Below are 15,680 nucleotides of genomic sequence, written 5' to 3' on the forward strand. Positions count from 1 at the left end.
GGGTGAGGCTTGGGTGGTCGGAGCCGGGGTGGATCGGCGGTTCAGGCCCGGGTGGTCGAATCCCGAGCGGTCAAGCTCGGGCGGCCGAGTCCGGGCGGCCGAGTCCGGGCGGCCGAGTCCGGGCGGCCGAGTCCGGGCGGTCGAGCGCGGGCGGTCGAGCGCGGGCGGTCGAACCCCGGGCGGTCGAGCGCGGGCGGTTCGGCGATTGAGCGGCTATCGTGATTTCGTGCCGATGCCAGGAGGCCGAGTGCTGTGGCGGTGCGATGAACACCATCTGGCTCTGGTGGGCCGGGCTCACCGTCGGGTCGTTCGCGGTGCTGGAGACGTGGGCACTGCTCAGCAAGCAGGCGGGTGACACCCTTTCCGAACGGCTCCGCGAATGGCTCGGCATCTACCCGGTGAAGCACTGGAGGCTGGCGGCCTCGGCGCTCTTCATCGGCTTCCTGGCCTGGTTCGGGTGGCACATCGTCTTCCAGTGAGCCTCGGGCATCCGGCCGCGGCTCCGGTGCCGGCGCGCCGGGCAGGGGCCGGACCGGCCGCCCGCCAGGTGTGCCGGGCGGCCGTCACCGCGGGCCGAGCAGGTCCCATCGGTTGCCCGCTACGTCGAGGAAGACGGCGACGCTGCCGTACGGCTCGGTCCGCGGGGCGGTGACGAACTCGACGCCGTGCTCCGTCAGCTGCCGGTAGGCCACCTCGAAGTCGTCCACCCGCAGGAAGAAGCCGACCCGGCCGGCGACCTGGTTCCCGATGGCCGTGGCCTGGTGTGCCCCGTCCGCGCGGGCGAGCAGGATGCCCGTCCGGCCGCCCGGCGGCCGGACCACCACCCAGCGCTTGGGTCTTCCGTCGTTCGTCAGCGCGGGCGAGTCCTCGGTCAGCTCGAAGCCGAGGGCGCCGACGAAGAACGCGATCGCCTCGTCGTAGTCCGGCACGACGATCGTGACCAGGTCGAGGTGAGCCCCCCGAAAGCCGGCCCGGGGGTCGGCGGCGTGCGGCGTGGCGTCGCCGCCAGACCGGTCAGCGGGAGGCGAGGAGGAGGTCAAGGAGGGTCAGGGCTCCGTGCTTGTCGAGCGGCTCGTTGCCGTTGCCGCACTTGGGAGACTGGATGCAGGAGGGGCAGCCGCGATCGCACTCGCACGCGGCGATGGCCTCCCGGGTGGCGGCGAGCCAGTCTAATGCCCGGGCGTGGCCGCGCTCGGCGAACCCGGCCCCGCCCTCGTGCCCGTCGTAGACGAAGACGGTGAGCCGGCCGGTGTCCGGGTGCAGCTCGGTGGAGACCCCGCCGATGTCCCAGCGATCACAGGTGGCGAACAACGGCAGCAGGCCGATGGCGGCGTGCTCGGCGGCGTGCGCCGCGCCACCCAGATCCAGCCCGCTGGCGAGCAGCGGGGCCAGCGCCGTGTCCGGCAGCGTCCACCAGACGGCGCGGGTGCGCAGCGTGCGGGGCGGCAGGTCGAGCGCCTCCTCACCCAGCACCTCACCGGTCTGCACGCGGCGCTTGAGATACGACACGACCTGCCGGGTGACCTCGACCGTGCCGAAATTCAGCTCGCCGGGACCGAACGGGCCGGTCAGCAGGGTCTCCAGCACCGAGATGTCGGTCACGTCCCGGGCGAAGGTCGAGTAGTCCGGATCGGCCGCGGCGACCAGGGCGACGCCCGCGGACAGATCGAGCGCCTCCACCAGGTAGGTCTCGCCCTGGTGGATGTGAACGGCCCCGGCGTGCACCGAGGTGTGCGCGGACGGCTCGTCGACCGTGCCCAGCAGCCGGCCGGTGGACGCCTCCACCACCTGCACCGGTGGGCCACCGGAGCCGCGGATGTCGGCCAGGTTCGCCGCCCGCTCCCGCCGGGTCCAGAACCATCCGTGCGCGCGCCGGCGGAGCAGACCGCGGGCCACCAGATCGTCCAGCACCCCGGTGGCCGCCGGGCCGAACACCGGCAGGTCCGACTCGGTGAGCGGGATCTCCGCGGCGGCCGCGCACAGGTGCGGGCCGAGTACGTAGGGATTGTCCGGATCGAGGACGATGGCTTCGACCGGCCGGCCGAACAGGGCCTCGGGATGGTGGACCAGGTAAGTGTCCAGCGGGTCGTCCCGGGCGATCAGCACCGCCAGGGCGTCCTGCCCGTCGCGGCCGGCCCGGCCGGCCTGCTGCCACAGCGACGCCCTGGTGCCGGGCCAGCCGGCGATGAGCACGGCGTCCAGCCCGGAGACGTCGATGCCGAGCTCCAGGGCATTGGTCGTGGCCAGACCGGTGATCTCGCCGGAGCGCAGGGCCTTCTCCAGGACCCGGCGGTCCTCGGCCAGGTAACCGGCACGGTAGGACGCCACCTGGGCGGGGAGTTCGGGAGAGATCTCCGCAAGGTTGCCGCGGGCGACGAGCGATACGGTCTCAGCGGCGCGGCGCGACCGGACGAAGGCGAGGGTGCGGACGTCGTCCACCACCAGGTCCGACAGCAGGTCGGCGGTCTCCGCGGTGACCGTGCGGCGCACCGGGGCGCCGCTCTCGCCCCGCAGGTCGGTCAGGGGCGGTTCCCACAGCGCGAAGGTGGTGGCCCCCCGGGGAGAGGCGTCCGTGGTCACCTCGGCCATTTCGAGGCCGGTGAGGCGCGTCGCCGCGGCCGCCGGGTCGCTCACCGTGGCGGACACCAGCATGAAGACCGGATCGGTCCCGTATTTGCCGCAGATCCGGCGCAGGCGCCGCAGGATCTGGGCCACGTGCGAGCCGAACACGCCGCGGTATCCGTGGCATTCGTCCACCACGACCATCTTCAGCCGCCGCCAGAAGGACGACCAGCCTGAGTGGTGCGGCAGCATCGAGCGGTGCAGCATGTCGGGGTTGGTCAGCACGTAGTTCGCGTGCCGCCGGACCCACTGGCGCTCCTCGGCGGGCGTGTCGCCGTCGTAGGTGGCCGGGCGCAGCCGGGTGAGCCGGAGGTCGCGCACCCCGCGCAGCTGGTCGGCGGCCAGCGCCTTGGTGGGGGTCAGGTAGAGCACGGTACCCCCGGCCAGTATCTCTGACACGGCGGGCACCAGGTAGGCGAGTGATTTTCCCGACGCCGTCCCGGTGGAGATGATCACATTTCGGCCACGGTGCGCCAGCTCGGCGGCACTGATCTGGTGCTCCCAGAGGCCGGTCACGCCGCGATTTCGCAGACGGCTGACAAGAAGCTCGTCGACCCACTCCGGCCAGCGGGCTTCACCGGCCTGACGTGCGGGAACGTGCTCCACATGGGTGATGCGCTCCCGCCGCGAGGGGACGGCGAGCAGGCGGGCGAGCACCGGCTCGGACCGCTGTGATGAAGATGTGGTCGCTGTCACTGGTTTCCAGTTTGGCATCTTGGGGGAGAGAGGCCCGGAGTCGTGGTTTCGTATAGACACGAAGACGGGGCGTGGTTGAATGCCGCGCGTCAGGGTATTGCGCGCTGGGACTTGGGGTCCCAGCATGTCAGACCCCTCGTCGTCGACTCGGCAGGCAAGGCGCTGGAGGATCTGTGGATCTGAAGTTGGACCACCACACTGAAGACCGACTCACCATCGTGGAAGTCGAGGGTGAGATCGACGTCTATACTGCGCCGAGGCTGCGAGAGCTGCTGATCGACCTGGTGAACAAGGGCAACTTCCACCTGCTCGTGAACATGGAGAAGGTGGACTTCCTTGACTCCACTGGACTCGGCGTCCTGGTCGGCGGGCTCAAGCGCGTTCGGGCGCATGACGGCTCCCTGGAGCTGGTCTGCACGCAGGAGCGCATCCTGAAGATCTTCCGGATCACCGGGCTCACCAAGGTCTTCGGGATCTACGCCTCGGTCGAAGAGGCCAAGGAAGCTCACGGCCGAGACAAGTAGTCATGGCCACCGTCGAGCTGACGTTCAGCGCGCTCCCGGCGCACGTGCGTACGGCGCGCCTGGTCGCCACGGCGATCGCCCGCCGTACCGGCGTGGCCGAGTCGCTGCTGGACGAGGTGCGGCTCGCCGTGGGTGAGGCCTGTTCGCGGGCAGTGGAGGCACATCGCGTTCACTGCCCCGGCGAGCCCATCCGCATCGAGCTGTGCGACGAGGCGGGCCGCTTCGAGGTCACCGTCACCGATGCCGCGCCGAGCGACGACCTGGAAGAGGCGTACAAGGACGAGGACGGGCCGCCCACGCCGGTCAACGGCACGGCGCTGGCGAGCCTGCTCCCCGCCGACACGCTGATGTCCGGGTTCGGCATCGCGGTGATCGCCGCGCTCGCCGACGACGTCGAGGTGTACCCGAGCGGCAAGGGGCTGCGGATCAAGATGAGCTGGCCCGCCGCCACCACCGGTCTCGCCACGGCCTGACCGGCCGTCCCGGCGGGTGCCGGGCCCTTGACATCATCGCAGGCAGGGGGCCGTCGTCGCGCTCGCCCTTGGACGGGCGCCCGCCGGCGCCACCGGGTGGGCCGGGGCCGCCCGGGGATGCGCCGGCCGAGCGCGAGCGCACCTTCGAAGGTCGTCGCGCCGTCCAGCGCCGCGACTCCCCGCCGGGCACGCCCCGCGCCGACCCCCTGCCGGACGCGCCCGCGCGCCGACTCCCTGGACACCCCTCCCGCAACGCCCCGGGCGGGTCCCGGATGCCGCCGGACGGTTCCAGAATTCACCGGCCTCCGCGTCGCCGATCGTGCCGGGACCTCGACCGGATCTTCGTCACGAAATGACAATAATTCGGCAATAACCGGATGTCCGTAATGCGGACGTCACCGCGTGGAGCAGCGGGAAAAGCAGGTAGCGCCGGCCGAACCGCCGCCAGGGAACGGACAGAAGGCTGACCACCTGCGGGAAGAGGCTTCATATCTGGCTCGGGCCTGCGTAGACTCCCGGCACCGGCCAAGGTTTTGTCCCCGCAGATCAACGACGCCCTGCGGGAAGGTCTGCGGACGTTACCGGAAGCGGCACTGCCAATCCAGCTCGGATGCGCGCCGCCCCCCCGAGTGATTTCGCAGCGCGTTCTGGGCTTTGGACCTACCCGTCTGGCCGAGGAGGACGGATGTCTAGGCTCTATCTGGCCGCTGACGACACCGCAGCGGTTTCTCTTAGCGGTACCCATCTCACCATCGTCGTGGTGGTGGCCGCGGTCGCGTTGATCGCGCTTGCCGTGGCCGGTGGCCTGGTACGCGAGGTGCTGTCCGCCGGACAGGGCACCGAGCGGATGCAGCAGATCGCCCGGGCCGTGCAGGAGGGCGCCGCCGCCTACCTGACGCGGCAGTTCAGGACGCTGGCCGTCTTCGTGGTGGTCATCCCGTTCCTGTTGTTCCTGCTGCCGGCGGAGTCGACCGGGGTGGCCATCGGCCGGTCGGTCTTCTTCGTGGTCGGTGCCGCGTTCTCCGCGCTGACCGGTTTCATGGGCATGTGGCTGGCCGTCCGGGGCAACGTCCGGGTCGCCGCCGCCGCCCGGGAGTCCGGCGAGAAGGTCGCGATGCGGATCGCCTTCCGCACCGGCGGCGTGGCCGGCATGTTCACCGTCGGCCTGGGCCTGCTGGGCGCGGCGATCGTGGTGTTCGCCTACAAGGGTGACGCGCCGAGCGTGCTGGAGGGCTTCGGCTTCGGAGCCGCGCTGCTCGCCATGTTCATGCGAGTCGGCGGCGGCATCTTCACCAAGGCGGCCGACGTCGGTGCCGACCTGGTCGGCAAGGTCGAGCAGGGCATCCCCGAGGACGACCCGCGCAACGCCGCCACGATCGCCGACAATGTGGGCGACAACGTCGGTGACTGTGCCGGCATGGCGGCCGACCTGTTCGAGTCCTACGCGGTCATGCTGGTGGCCAGCCTGATCCTGGGCCGGGTGGCCTTCGGTACCGAGGGCCTGGTCTTCCCGCTGATCGTGCCGATGATCGGTGTGCTCACCGCGATCATCGGCATCTTCGCCACCGCCCCGCGCGCCGGCGACCGCAACGGCATGGCCGCGATCAACCGTGGCTTCTTCATCTCGGCGGCCATCTCGGCGGTCCTGGTGGCCGTCGCGGCGTTCATCTACCTGCCGAGCTCGTTCTCCCAGCTCACCGGGGTGAGCGGCGAAATCGCCCAGCTCAGCTCCGACCCGCGGCTGATCGCGATCGGCGCGGTGCTGATCGGTCTGGTGCTGGCCAGCGCCATCCAGGTGCTCACCGGGTACTTCACCGAGACCAACCGCCGCCCGGTCCGCGAGATCGGCGAGAGCTCGAAGACCGGAGCGGCCACCGTCATCCTGTCCGGCATCTCGGTCGGCCTGGAGTCGGCGGTCTACTCGGCGCTGCTCATCGGCGGCGCGGTGTACGGGGCCTTCCTACTCGGCTTCGGCAACGTCACGGTGGCGCTGTTCGCCGTCGCCCTGGCCGGTACCGGCCTGCTCACCACGGTCGGCGTGATCGTCTCCATGGACACGTTCGGCCCGGTGTCGGACAACGCCCAGGGCATCGCCGAGATGTCCGGCGACGTGGAGGGCGAGGGTGCCCGCATCCTCACCTCGCTGGACGCGGTGGGCAACACCACCAAGGCGATCACCAAAGGCATCGCGATCGCGACCGCCGTGCTCGCCGCCACCGCGCTGTTCGGCTCCTTCCGCACCGCGGTGGAGAGCGAGCTGGCCAAGGCGAGCCAGGGGGTCAAGGACGCGCTGCAGTCGTTCAGCACCTTCAGCCTGAGCGTGGACGCGCCGAACGTGCTGGTCGGCCTGATCATCGGTGCCTCGGTGGTGTTCCTGTTCTCGGGTCTGGCCGTCAGCGCGGTCGGCCGCGCCGCCGGCCGGGTGGTGCTCGAGGTCCGCGAGCAGTTCCGCACCAAGCCCGGCATCATGACCGGCAAGGAGCTGCCCGACTACGGCCGGGTGGTGGACATCTGCACCCGTGACTCGCTGCGCGAGCTGGCCACCCCGGGCCTGCTGGCGGTGCTGACGCCGATCGCGGTCGGCTTCGCGCTCGGCTACGCGCCGCTCGGCGCCTACCTGGCCGGCGCGATCGCCGCGGGCACCCTGATGGCGGTCTTCCTGGCGAACTCCGGCGGTGCCTGGGACAACGCCAAGAAGCTCGTCGAGGACGGGCACCACGGCGGCAAGGGGTCGGCGGCCCACGAGGCGACCATCATCGGCGACACCGTCGGCGACCCGTTCAAGGACACCGCGGGCCCGGCGATCAACCCGCTGATCAAGGTCATGAACCTGGTGGCCCTGCTGATCGCACCGGCCGTGGTGACCTACGCCGACAACGCCGTGCTGCGGATCGGCGTCACCGTGGTGGCGGTGGCGATCGTCGTCGGCGCCGTGGTGATCTCCAAGCGCCGCTCGGTCAGCATCGCGCCGAGCGGTGGCGACACCGCCGAGCAGGTGGTGCCGGAGAAGGTGTCGAGCTGACGGCCGGCCGCCCGTCGCGCGCCGGTTCACCGGCGCCGGCGGGCGGCCAGGTCCACTCGGTTCCGCCGGCCGCCGCGCGATCCCGCGCGGCGGCCGGCGCGCGTCGAGGGGGTCGAGGGGGCGAGAGGATGGTCCACGTGAAGACGCTGATCGTGCTGCGGCACGCGAAGGCCGCCGAGGTGCCCGGGCTCGCCGACCGGGAGCGCCCGCTCACCGGGCGCGGCGAGCGCGACGCCGGGCGGGCGGGCGAGGCACTGCGCGGGTTCGGCCTGGTGCCGGATCTGGTGCTGTGCTCGCCGGCCGCGCGGACCCGGCGCACGGCGGAGCTGGCCCTGGCCGTGCTGGCCGGACAGCCGCCGGTGTGGACGGAAGGCGAGATCTATCAGGCCTACGCCGACGAGCTGCTCGACCTGATCGGCCGGACCGGTGACGAGGTCGGCACGCTGCTGCTCGTCGGCCACAATCCCGGTGTGCAGGAGCTGGTGGGCAACCTCACCATGACGCGGGACGGCGACGGCTTCCCGCCCGGTGCCTTCGCGGTGCTGCGGACGCCCGGCTGGGCCGCTCTAGGCCCCGGGGAGGGCCGGCTGGTCACCCGCTGGGCCCCCGGCCGGCCCTGAGGCCGCTCAGCCCGGCTGAGGGTCCTCGGCGTCGGCGGCCTCCACCTCGGCGCGGGAGATGCCGAGCAGGTACAGGATGGCGTCCAGGTAGGGGACGTTGACCGTGGCGTCGGCCGCCTGGCGGAGCACCGGCTTGGCGTTGAACGCGATGCCGAGCCCGGCGGCGGAGATCATGTCCAGGTCGTTGGCGCCGTCGCCGATCGCCACGGTCTGGCTGATCGGGATGCCGGCGTCGCGGGCGAAGCGCTCCAGGGCGCGGGCCTTGCCCGCGCGGTCCACGATCTCGCCGCACACCCGCCCGGTCAGCACGCCGTCCACGACCTCCAGGGTGTTGGCGGCCGAGTAGTCGATGCCGAGCTCGGCGACCAGCGAGTCGGTGATCTGGGTGAACCCGCCGCTGACGATCGCGAAGTGGTAGTCGAGCCGTTTGAGCGTGCGCACCAGCGTGCGCGCGCCCGGGGTAAGGACGACCTCCTTGCGGACCCGGTCGAAGACCTCCTCGGGCAGGCCCTTCAGCAGCGCCACCCGCTCGCGCAGCGAGGCGGCGAAGTCGAGCTCGCCGCGCATGGCGGCCGTGGTGATGCGCTCGACCTCCGCCATGTTGCCCGCGTGCTTGGCGAGCAGCTCGATGACCTCGCCCTGGATGAGGGTGGAGTCGACGTCCATGACGATCAGGCGCTTGGCCCGCCGGTGCAGCCCGGAGCGCTGCACCGCCACGTCCACCTGCTGCAGGACGGCCTCGGCGGCCAGCGCGGTGCGCAGCAGCGCCGGATCGGCGCCGGAGATGGCCAGCTCGATGCAGATGACCGGGGTGTGGGCCAGCCGCTCGATGCGGTCGATGTTGGCGCCGGCGGCCGAGATGCGGCCGGCGATGCCGGCCAGCGCGGCCGGCTGCAGCGGGCTGCCCAGCACCGTCACGTGCAGGCGGCCCCGGCGCCGCTTCTCCTGCAGGTCGGTGCCGGTGGACAGCTCGACCTCCATGCCGAGGTCCTCGGCGACCCGCTCGACGGCGGCCCACATCGCGCCGATGGTGCCCCCGGTGCCGGTGGGCGGCCCGCCGGAGTAGGCGACCAGCACGCCGAGGATCAGCCGGCCGCGGATGACGACCTGCTCCACGTCCGCGACGTCGACCGGGAAGCCGGACAGCACGGTGAACAGCCGGGCCGTCACGCCGGGCCGGTCCGGCCCGGTCAGGGTGATCAAAAGCGTGCGTTGCTTCATCGCGGACAACGCTACCCATCGCCCCGACCGGACGTGCGGGCGGTTCACCATCCGGACACGCGATGGTCATCTCGGGGTGTCCCGCCGGCCGGCCACGGCGTACGCGCACCTCACCGGACGCCGGGTGAGACACCGAAGGCGGCCCCGGTGGAACCGGTGGCCGCCTGGTGAACGATCGTCCCGGCGGGGAGGGCCGGAAAGATGATCAGCGAACGATCTTGGTCTTGAAGAACTTGTAGTCCACCTGGCCCTGGACGTCCAGGCGGTTCAGCTCGTCCTCGTTGGTGACGTCGACGCCGGCCGGCACGTCGATGGAGTAGTGGCCGAACTGGGCCAACGCGGTCCCCTTGGTGCTCTTCTTCAGCCATACGCGCACCTTGACCGAGGTGGAGCGCCCCGGCGCGAGCTGCCCATAGATGCAGAACACCTGGTGCCGGTCGACCGCGCATTCGGTGGCGGACGACTTGCCGACCACCCGGGCCTTGCTGATGCCCGCCGGCAGGATGCCCGAGATCCCGGCCAGGTCGGTGGGCCACTCACCCTTGTTGGTGCTCTTGAACTCGTAGGTGATGGTGCCGCCGCGCCGTACCGTCTTGTTCCACCGGATCCGGGTGTCCAGCGGCGACTGCGGGGAGGACGCGGTGGCGGTGGTGAGCGTGGCCGCCGGGCCGGTATCGGCGGCGGCCGCACCCGCCGGGGCGGCGAGCGCGGTGCCGGCCAGCGAACCGGCCAGCGCGAGGGCGGCGATGGAGGAGAGGTGCCGGCGCATGGGTGACTCCCTTAGTGAAACGACATTTATCGGCTGGGGCCAAGTTGGGGCATGGTTGGCGCAGCCTGACGTGGACTTTATCCAATAAATGCCGCAGTGATCGGCAAATACTCCAGCCTTAATTTCCCGCTTCGATAACTATTCTATACAGTGCGCTGGTATAACGGATATTGATGGACATAAAGCTATTAATCCGGCGCAGGACCGCCGATCAGCAGCGCGAGGACGACCGGCCGGACGCCGCCCGCCGCCGCCGGCGCGCGCCGGCGCGGTGCCCGGATGCCCGGTGACCGGGCCGCGCCCACGTCACCCGGCCCGCGGTGGCCGGGCCGGCGCGGCGTCCGGCAGGATCAGGTGCAAATCGCCGAACTCGTGCCACAGGTACCGCTCGCGCAGCGCCTCCTGGTAGGAGCGGGCCAGCAGGTCGGTCCCGGCGATGGCCGTCAGCATCATCAGGTGGCTGGATCGTGGCTCGTGCAGGCCGGTGACCAGCCCGTGCACCGCGCGCACCCCCACGGCCGGGGACACCACGTGCGAGGTCCAGCCCTCCATCGGCCGCACCGTCCCCGAGCGGGCCGCCGTCTCCAGCGCGCGCACGACCGTGGTGCCCACGGCGACCACCCGGCCGGCCGCCGAGTTCACCAGGTCCGCCGTGGCCGGTGGCACGGCGAACCGCTCGGGGTAGGGCGGTTCGTCCTTCTCGGGGGAGGCCACCCCGGTGTGCAGGGTGATCGGCGTGATCAGCACGCCCCGGGCGGCGAGCGCGGCCACCAGCTCCGCGCTGAACGGCCGCCCGGCGCTCGGCATCTCGGCGCTGCCCGGCCGCGTCCCGAAGACCGTCTGGTAGGCCGACAGCGGCCAGTCCCGGCCGACGTAGGAGTACCGGATCGGCCGGCCGTGCCCGGCCAGGTACCCGGGCACGTCCCGGTCCAGGACGGCCCGCCACAGCCGGGGCGTCTCGCGGCCGATCAGCCGCAGCGTCGCCCCGCCGGGCAGCGGCAGCCACTCGCCCGGCTCGCCGCCCGCATACGGGACGGTGGCGCCGCCGGACCGGCGGCGCAGCTCCACCAGCCAGCTGCCGTCGTCGCGCTCGGTGGAGAAGTGCACCGCGAGCCGGTCCAGCGGGACGGCGGCGGGCAGCGTCGCCGAGTCGTTCACCACCAGCACGTCACCCGGCCGCAGCAGCTCCGGCAGCTCGGTGAAGGCGTGGTGGGTGATCACCCCGGAGTCGGTGGCCGACACCATGAGGCGCACGCCGTCCCGGGGCAGGCCGCGGGCCTCGGGTGGTTCGTGGGCCTCGCGGGCGGCCGGCAGGTCGAAGGTGATCACCTGGTCACCCGCCCGCTCGCCGGCCGGCGGCCGACCAGGTCCACCAGGAAGCGCGCCACCGTGTCCGGGTCCGCCGCGCCGGCCGCCTCCTGCTCGCCGACCGCGTCCGCCAGCATGCGGGTGCGCATCTCCCCGGGGTCCACCCACCAGACCGCGACGTCCGGCTCCTCCACCGCCAGCACGCCGGACAGCAGTTCGAGCGCCGCCTTGGTCGCGCCGTACCCGCCCCAGCCCTCGTAGGCCCGCACCGCCGCGTCGGACGAGACGTTGATCACCGCGCCGCGCCGCTCCCGCAGACCGCGCAGCGTGGCCTGCACCAGGCCCAGCGGTGCGATGACGTTGGTGGCGAAGGCACCGGCCAACGCGTCCGCGGGGTAGGAGGCCAGCGCCGGCAGCGGGACGGCGCCGAGCGTCGAGGCGTTGTTGACCAGCAGGTCCAGCCCGCCCAGCTCGCCGGCCGCCCGGGCCAGCCGCTCGCGGTGCGCGGGGTCGGCGACGTCGCCGGCCAGCGCGGTGGCCCCGCTCTCGGCCGCGGCCTTCTCCAGGTCGTCGGCGCCCCGGGCCGTGATGATCAGATTCCAGCCGTCGCCGGCCAGCGCCCGGGCCAGGGCGAGGCCGAGGCCGCGCGACGCGCCGGTGACCAGCGCGGTGCGCCGGGGGATGGCTGCGGTGTCGTTCGTCATGGCTCCGACGCTAGGAGCGCCCGGCCCGCCCGGCATCGGGCCGGCGACCGGCCCGGTCTCGGCTCATCGGCCTAGGACCGCCGCTAGGACCAGGGCCCCGGGCGCTCCGGCCGGGCCGGCCGTACAGTGACCGGGTGACCACGACTCCGGGCACCGACCGCGACGCCGTGCTGCACGCGGTGAGCTCCGCCGTGCTGGCGGTGACCCGGCACCTGTCGGTGCGCGAGGTGCTCCAGGTGATCGTCCGCTCGGCCGGGCGGCTGCTCGGCGCCAGGTACGCCGCGCTCGGCGTGCCGGACGAGGACGGCTCGTTCGCCGAGTTCGTCGCCGAGGGGGTGAGCGACCGGCAGTGGGCGGCCCTCGGCCGGCTGCCGCGCCAGCACGGCATGCTGGCCGCGATGCTGCGGTACACCGAGCCGGTGCGGCTGGCCGACATCCGCCAGGATCCGCGCTTCGACGGCTGGCCGAGCGTCCACCCGGTGCTCAAGGACTTCATCGGGGTGCCCATCCGGGACGCCGATGAAGTGCTGGGCATCATCTTCCTGTCCAACAAGCGGGCCCCGGGCGGGTTCACCCGCGAGGACGAGGACCTGCTCACCCTGTTCGCCGCGCACGCCGCGATCGCCATCACCAACGCCCGGCTGTACGAGCGGAGCCGCGAGCTCACGGTGGTCGAGGAGCGCACCCGGATGGCCCGCGATCTGCACGACGCGGTCACCCAGAAGCTCTTCTCGCTGCGGCTGACCGCCCGCGCCGCCGCCGCGCTGGTCGCCGCGGATCCCGCCCGCGCCGCCGCCGAGCTGGACCGGGTGCAGCGGCTGGCCGGGGAGGCGCTGGCCGAGCTGCGGGCGGTGATCGTCGAGCTGCGCCCGGCCGACCTGGACCGGCACGGTCTGGCCGAGACGCTGCGCAAGCACGTCGGCCTGCTCGACCGGCTGCACCCGGCGGCGATCACGTTCACGGCCGGCCGGATCGGCGACCCGCCGCCGGAGGCCGAGGTGACCGTGCTGCGGGTGGCGCAGGAGGCCGTGCACAACGCGCTGCGGCACGCCGGCGCCGGCGCGGTCCAGGTGCGCCTGGCCGCGGCCGGGTCGTCCCTGACGCTGGAGGTGCGCGACGACGGCGTCGGGTTCGAGCCGGACGCGCCGGACCTGCGCGGGCTCGGGCTGGCCTCCATGCGGGACCGGGCCGAGGCGGCCGGCGGGGTGCTGAGCGTGCACTCGGCCCCCGGTGCCGGTACGACGGTCCGCTTGGAGGTGCCCGCGTGAGCCGGCCGCGACGGTCCGGTGCCCGGCGGGTGGCCCGGTGAGCGCGCCGCACCCGATCCGGGTGCTGGTCGCCGACGATCATCCGGTGGTCCGTCAGGGCCTGCGCACGTTCCTCGACCTCCAGGACGACCTGCGGGTCGTCGGGGAGGCCGCCGACGGGGCCGAGGCGGTCGAGCTGGCCGCCGCGCTCGATCCGGACGTGCTGCTGCTCGACCTCAGGATGCCGGTGCTGGACGGCCTGGGCACGCTGCGCGAGCTGAGCGGGCGCGGCCTGCGGGTACGGGTGGTGGTGCTGACCTCGGTGAGCGACCGGGCGGACGTGGCCCCGGCCATGCGCTCGGGGGCGGCCGGCTTCCTGTACAAGGACGTCGACCCGGCGGCGCTGGTGCAGGCGGTCCGCGCGGTGCACGCCGGCCAGGTGCTGCTCGCGCCGGAGGCGGCCGACGCCATGCTGGCCGGCCCGCCCGCGCCGGGCGGCCCGGACCCGGGCGCCGCGCCGGCGGCGGTCGCGGTGCTGACCGAGCGGGAGCGCGAGGTGCTCACGCTGATCGCGTCGGGCCGGTCCAACCGGGAGATCGCCCGCGAGCTGTCCGTCGCGGAGAAGACCGTCAAGACGCACGTCTCCAACGTGCTGATGAAGCTCGGCGTGCAGGACCGGACCCAGGCCGCGCTGTACGCGGTGCGGCACGGCCTGGCCTGAGCCCGTGCCCTCGGCGGCGGTCCGGTACCGAGCCGGCCGGCCGGCGTCCGGCGGCCGCCCTCAGCGCTCGCCGGCGGCGTGCCGGGGCTCCAGGACGGCGTTGTGTGCCGCCACCCGCGCCCGCCGCACCGCGCGGTCCAGCTCGCGCAGCGCGGCGCCGCTCGTGGCGAGCTGCCGGGAGGTGACCCCGCGTTCCCCGGCCGCCGCCAGCACCGCGGCCAGCCGGGCGGCCAGTGCGGCGACCCGGTGTGCCCGGGCGGGGTAGCCGGGTGCGAGGCCCTCGTCGCCGCCGAGCCGCGGCCGGCCGGCGGGCGGGCCGTCCACCCCGGCCAGCGCCTCGGCGGCCGCGCGCATCGCGCCGGTCAGGGCGTGCTCGGCCTCGGCCAGCGCCGGGACGTCCGGCGGCGCGGGGTCGGCGTCCATCGCCGTCCAGCGGATGCCCGCGTAGGACGACCCGCGCCGGTCGGGGGCGGGCACCAGCCCGACGCAGCGGCCGGGGAGCACGGCGGTGACGGCCTGGCCGGCGTCCACGGCGGCCATCGTGAAGGCGGCCGGGCCGGTCAGCCCGAGCGGGTCGCCGGCGGCCGGCAGGGCCAGCCGCAGCGCGGTCATGCCCTCGACGCGCAGCTCGGCCAGGACGGCCCGCAGCGGGCGTTCGGCGCCGGGCTCGGCCACGATCTGCGGGCCGCCGGCCCGCTCCACCCGGTCGACGGCGGCGTCCAGGCCGGTGTGCCCGGCGAGCCAGGCGTTGCCCCAGGAGACCAGCGGGCCGGAGATCGGTGAATCGGGGTGCACCCGGACCACGATATGCGGTGACGCTGCAATAGGTTTGACCCGCAAGGGCTCTCGGGGAGGCGGCTTCCCGATGGGACGGCGCCGACCTGGGGCACCGGGGCGGTCGCGGTCGACACGTCAGGAGGTACACGCGATGGGTGGTCAGGTGCTTCGGCTCCAGGACGTCGCCGTGCGCAGGGACGGCGCCGCGCTGCTGCGGGGCATCGACTGGACCGTCGAGGAGGACGAGCGCTGGGTCGTGATCGGTGCGAACGGCGCGGGGAAGACCACGCTGTTGCAGGTCGCGTCGGCCCTGCTCTATCCCAGCGACGGCTCGGTGGAGATCCTCGGCGAGCGGCTCGGCCAGACCGACGTCTTCGACCTGCGGCCGCGCATCGGCCTGGCCAGCGCGGCGGTCGCCGAGCGGGTGCCCCCGGACGAGAAGGTCATCGATCTGGTGCTGACCGCGTCCTACGCCATCCTCGGCCGGTGGAACGAGGAGTACGACTCCGGCGACGTGACCCGCGCGGTGGAGCTCATCGACCAGCTCGGCTGCGCGCACCTGATCCGCCGGAAGTTCGGCACGCTGTCGGAGGGCGAGCGCAAGCGGGTGCAGATCGCGCGGGCGATGATGCCCGACCCCGAGCTGCTGCTGCTGGACGAGCCCGCGGCCGGCCTGGACCTCGGCGGCCGGGAGGACCTGCTGCGCCGGCTGTCGGCGCTGGCCTACGACGCGGCGGCGCCGACCATGGTGCTGGTGACCCACCATGTGGAGGAGGTGCCGAGCGGCTTCACCCACGTGCTGCTGCTGCGGCACGGCTCGGTGGTGGCCCAGGGGCCGATCGAGTACGTGATGACCGCCGACAATCTCTCCCGCACGTTCGGGGTGCCGCTCAGCCTGGAGCGCAGCAGCGACGGCCGCTGGTACGCCCGGGCGCTGCCCGGCTGAGGCCGGCCGGTTCCTTACTCATCCGGCCGG

Annotated in this window: 15 protein-coding genes; 8 read left to right on the forward strand and 7 right to left on the reverse strand. The window is 73.2% G+C overall.

Annotated elements, in window-relative coordinates; genetic code table 11:
- The first annotated feature begins 263 nt into the window (after positions 1–263).
- Positions 264–479, forward strand: coding sequence for a hypothetical protein (locus tag Sru01_RS30970; RefSeq protein ID WP_203993188.1), 216 nt, complete (start codon positions 264–266; stop codon positions 477–479).
- Positions 480–563: 84 nt separating this feature from the next.
- Here Sru01_RS30970 and Sru01_RS30975 read toward each other — a convergent pair whose 3' ends face one another.
- Together Sru01_RS30975 and sftH are read right to left on the reverse strand one after the other, a co-directional pair.
- A complete protein-coding gene (locus Sru01_RS30975; RefSeq protein WP_203993191.1) occupies positions 564–1,040 on the reverse strand; it encodes a VOC family protein in 477 nt (158 codons plus the stop codon).
- Positions 1,015–3,336, reverse strand: coding sequence for a DEAD/DEAH box helicase (sftH, locus tag Sru01_RS30980; protein ID WP_203993195.1), 2,322 nt, complete (start codon positions 3,334–3,336; stop codon positions 1,015–1,017). The genes Sru01_RS30975 and sftH overlap by 26 nt, the downstream gene beginning before the upstream one ends.
- 155 nt (positions 3,337–3,491) lie before the next feature.
- Here sftH and Sru01_RS30985 point away from each other — a divergent pair, with 155 nt between their 5' ends.
- From Sru01_RS30985 to Sru01_RS31000, 4 genes are all read left to right on the forward strand, one after another.
- The gene (locus tag Sru01_RS30985) at positions 3,492–3,842 is read left to right on the forward strand and encodes an STAS domain-containing protein (RefSeq protein WP_114029683.1); all 351 of its coding nucleotides are present in this window, start codon (positions 3,492–3,494) and stop codon (positions 3,840–3,842) included.
- A gap of 2 nt (positions 3,843–3,844) precedes the next feature.
- Positions 3,845–4,315, forward strand: a complete 471-nt coding sequence (locus Sru01_RS30990) for an ATP-binding protein (RefSeq protein ID WP_203993197.1) — start codon at positions 3,845–3,847, stop codon at positions 4,313–4,315.
- A gap of 685 nt (positions 4,316–5,000) precedes the next feature.
- Positions 5,001–7,337, forward strand: a complete 2,337-nt coding sequence (locus tag Sru01_RS30995) for a sodium-translocating pyrophosphatase (RefSeq protein ID WP_203993199.1) — start codon at positions 5,001–5,003, stop codon at positions 7,335–7,337.
- Between the two features lie 128 nt (positions 7,338–7,465).
- The gene (locus tag Sru01_RS31000; protein ID WP_203993201.1) at positions 7,466–7,957 is read left to right on the forward strand and encodes a SixA phosphatase family protein; all 492 of its coding nucleotides are present in this window, start codon (positions 7,466–7,468) and stop codon (positions 7,955–7,957) included.
- Between the two features lie 6 nt (positions 7,958–7,963).
- On the opposite strand, the gene serB is transcribed toward Sru01_RS31000, so the two are convergent.
- The 4 genes from serB to Sru01_RS31020 form a co-directional block, all read right to left on the reverse strand.
- Entirely contained in the window at positions 7,964–9,178 is a 1,215-nt protein-coding gene (serB, locus tag Sru01_RS31005) for a phosphoserine phosphatase SerB (protein ID WP_203993203.1), read from the reverse strand.
- A gap of 205 nt (positions 9,179–9,383) precedes the next feature.
- On the reverse strand, positions 9,384–9,947 hold the full coding sequence (locus Sru01_RS31010; protein ID WP_203993205.1) for a hypothetical protein: 564 nt from the start codon (positions 9,945–9,947) through the stop codon (positions 9,384–9,386).
- Between the two features lie 306 nt (positions 9,948–10,253).
- Positions 10,254–11,276, reverse strand: a complete 1,023-nt coding sequence (locus Sru01_RS31015; protein WP_203993207.1) for an S-adenosylmethionine:tRNA ribosyltransferase-isomerase — start codon at positions 11,274–11,276, stop codon at positions 10,254–10,256.
- A complete protein-coding gene (locus tag Sru01_RS31020) occupies positions 11,273–11,959 on the reverse strand; it encodes an SDR family NAD(P)-dependent oxidoreductase (protein WP_203993209.1) in 687 nt (228 codons plus the stop codon). Before Sru01_RS31020 ends, Sru01_RS31015 begins: the two co-directional genes overlap by 4 nt.
- Before the next feature lie 134 nt (positions 11,960–12,093).
- Between Sru01_RS31020 and Sru01_RS31025 the strand changes: the two genes are divergently transcribed.
- Both Sru01_RS31025 and Sru01_RS31030 read left to right on the forward strand, forming a co-directional pair.
- Positions 12,094–13,227 carry a GAF domain-containing sensor histidine kinase gene (locus Sru01_RS31025; RefSeq protein ID WP_203993211.1) on the forward strand — a complete coding sequence of 378 codons (1,134 nt, stop codon included), beginning with the start codon at positions 12,094–12,096 and terminating at the stop codon, positions 13,225–13,227.
- Between the two features lie 37 nt (positions 13,228–13,264).
- Entirely contained in the window at positions 13,265–13,927 is a 663-nt protein-coding gene (locus tag Sru01_RS31030; protein WP_239137886.1) for a response regulator, read from the forward strand.
- A 60-nt stretch (positions 13,928–13,987) separates the two neighbouring features.
- On the opposite strand, the gene Sru01_RS31035 is transcribed toward Sru01_RS31030, so the two are convergent.
- Positions 13,988–14,722: an Rv1486c family protein gene (locus tag Sru01_RS31035; RefSeq protein WP_203993213.1), complete on the reverse strand. Its 735-nt coding sequence runs from the start codon at positions 14,720–14,722 to the stop codon at positions 13,988–13,990.
- A gap of 133 nt (positions 14,723–14,855) precedes the next feature.
- Between Sru01_RS31035 and Sru01_RS31040 the strand changes: the two genes are divergently transcribed.
- Positions 14,856–15,650, forward strand: a complete 795-nt coding sequence (locus tag Sru01_RS31040) for an ABC transporter ATP-binding protein (RefSeq protein ID WP_203993215.1) — start codon at positions 14,856–14,858, stop codon at positions 15,648–15,650.
- The last annotated feature ends 30 nt before the right edge of the window (positions 15,651–15,680 follow it).

This window comes from Sphaerisporangium rufum (assembly GCF_016863395.1).
In the GTDB taxonomy this organism is placed as follows: Bacteria; Actinomycetota; Actinomycetes; order Streptosporangiales; family Streptosporangiaceae; genus Sphaerisporangium; species Sphaerisporangium rufum.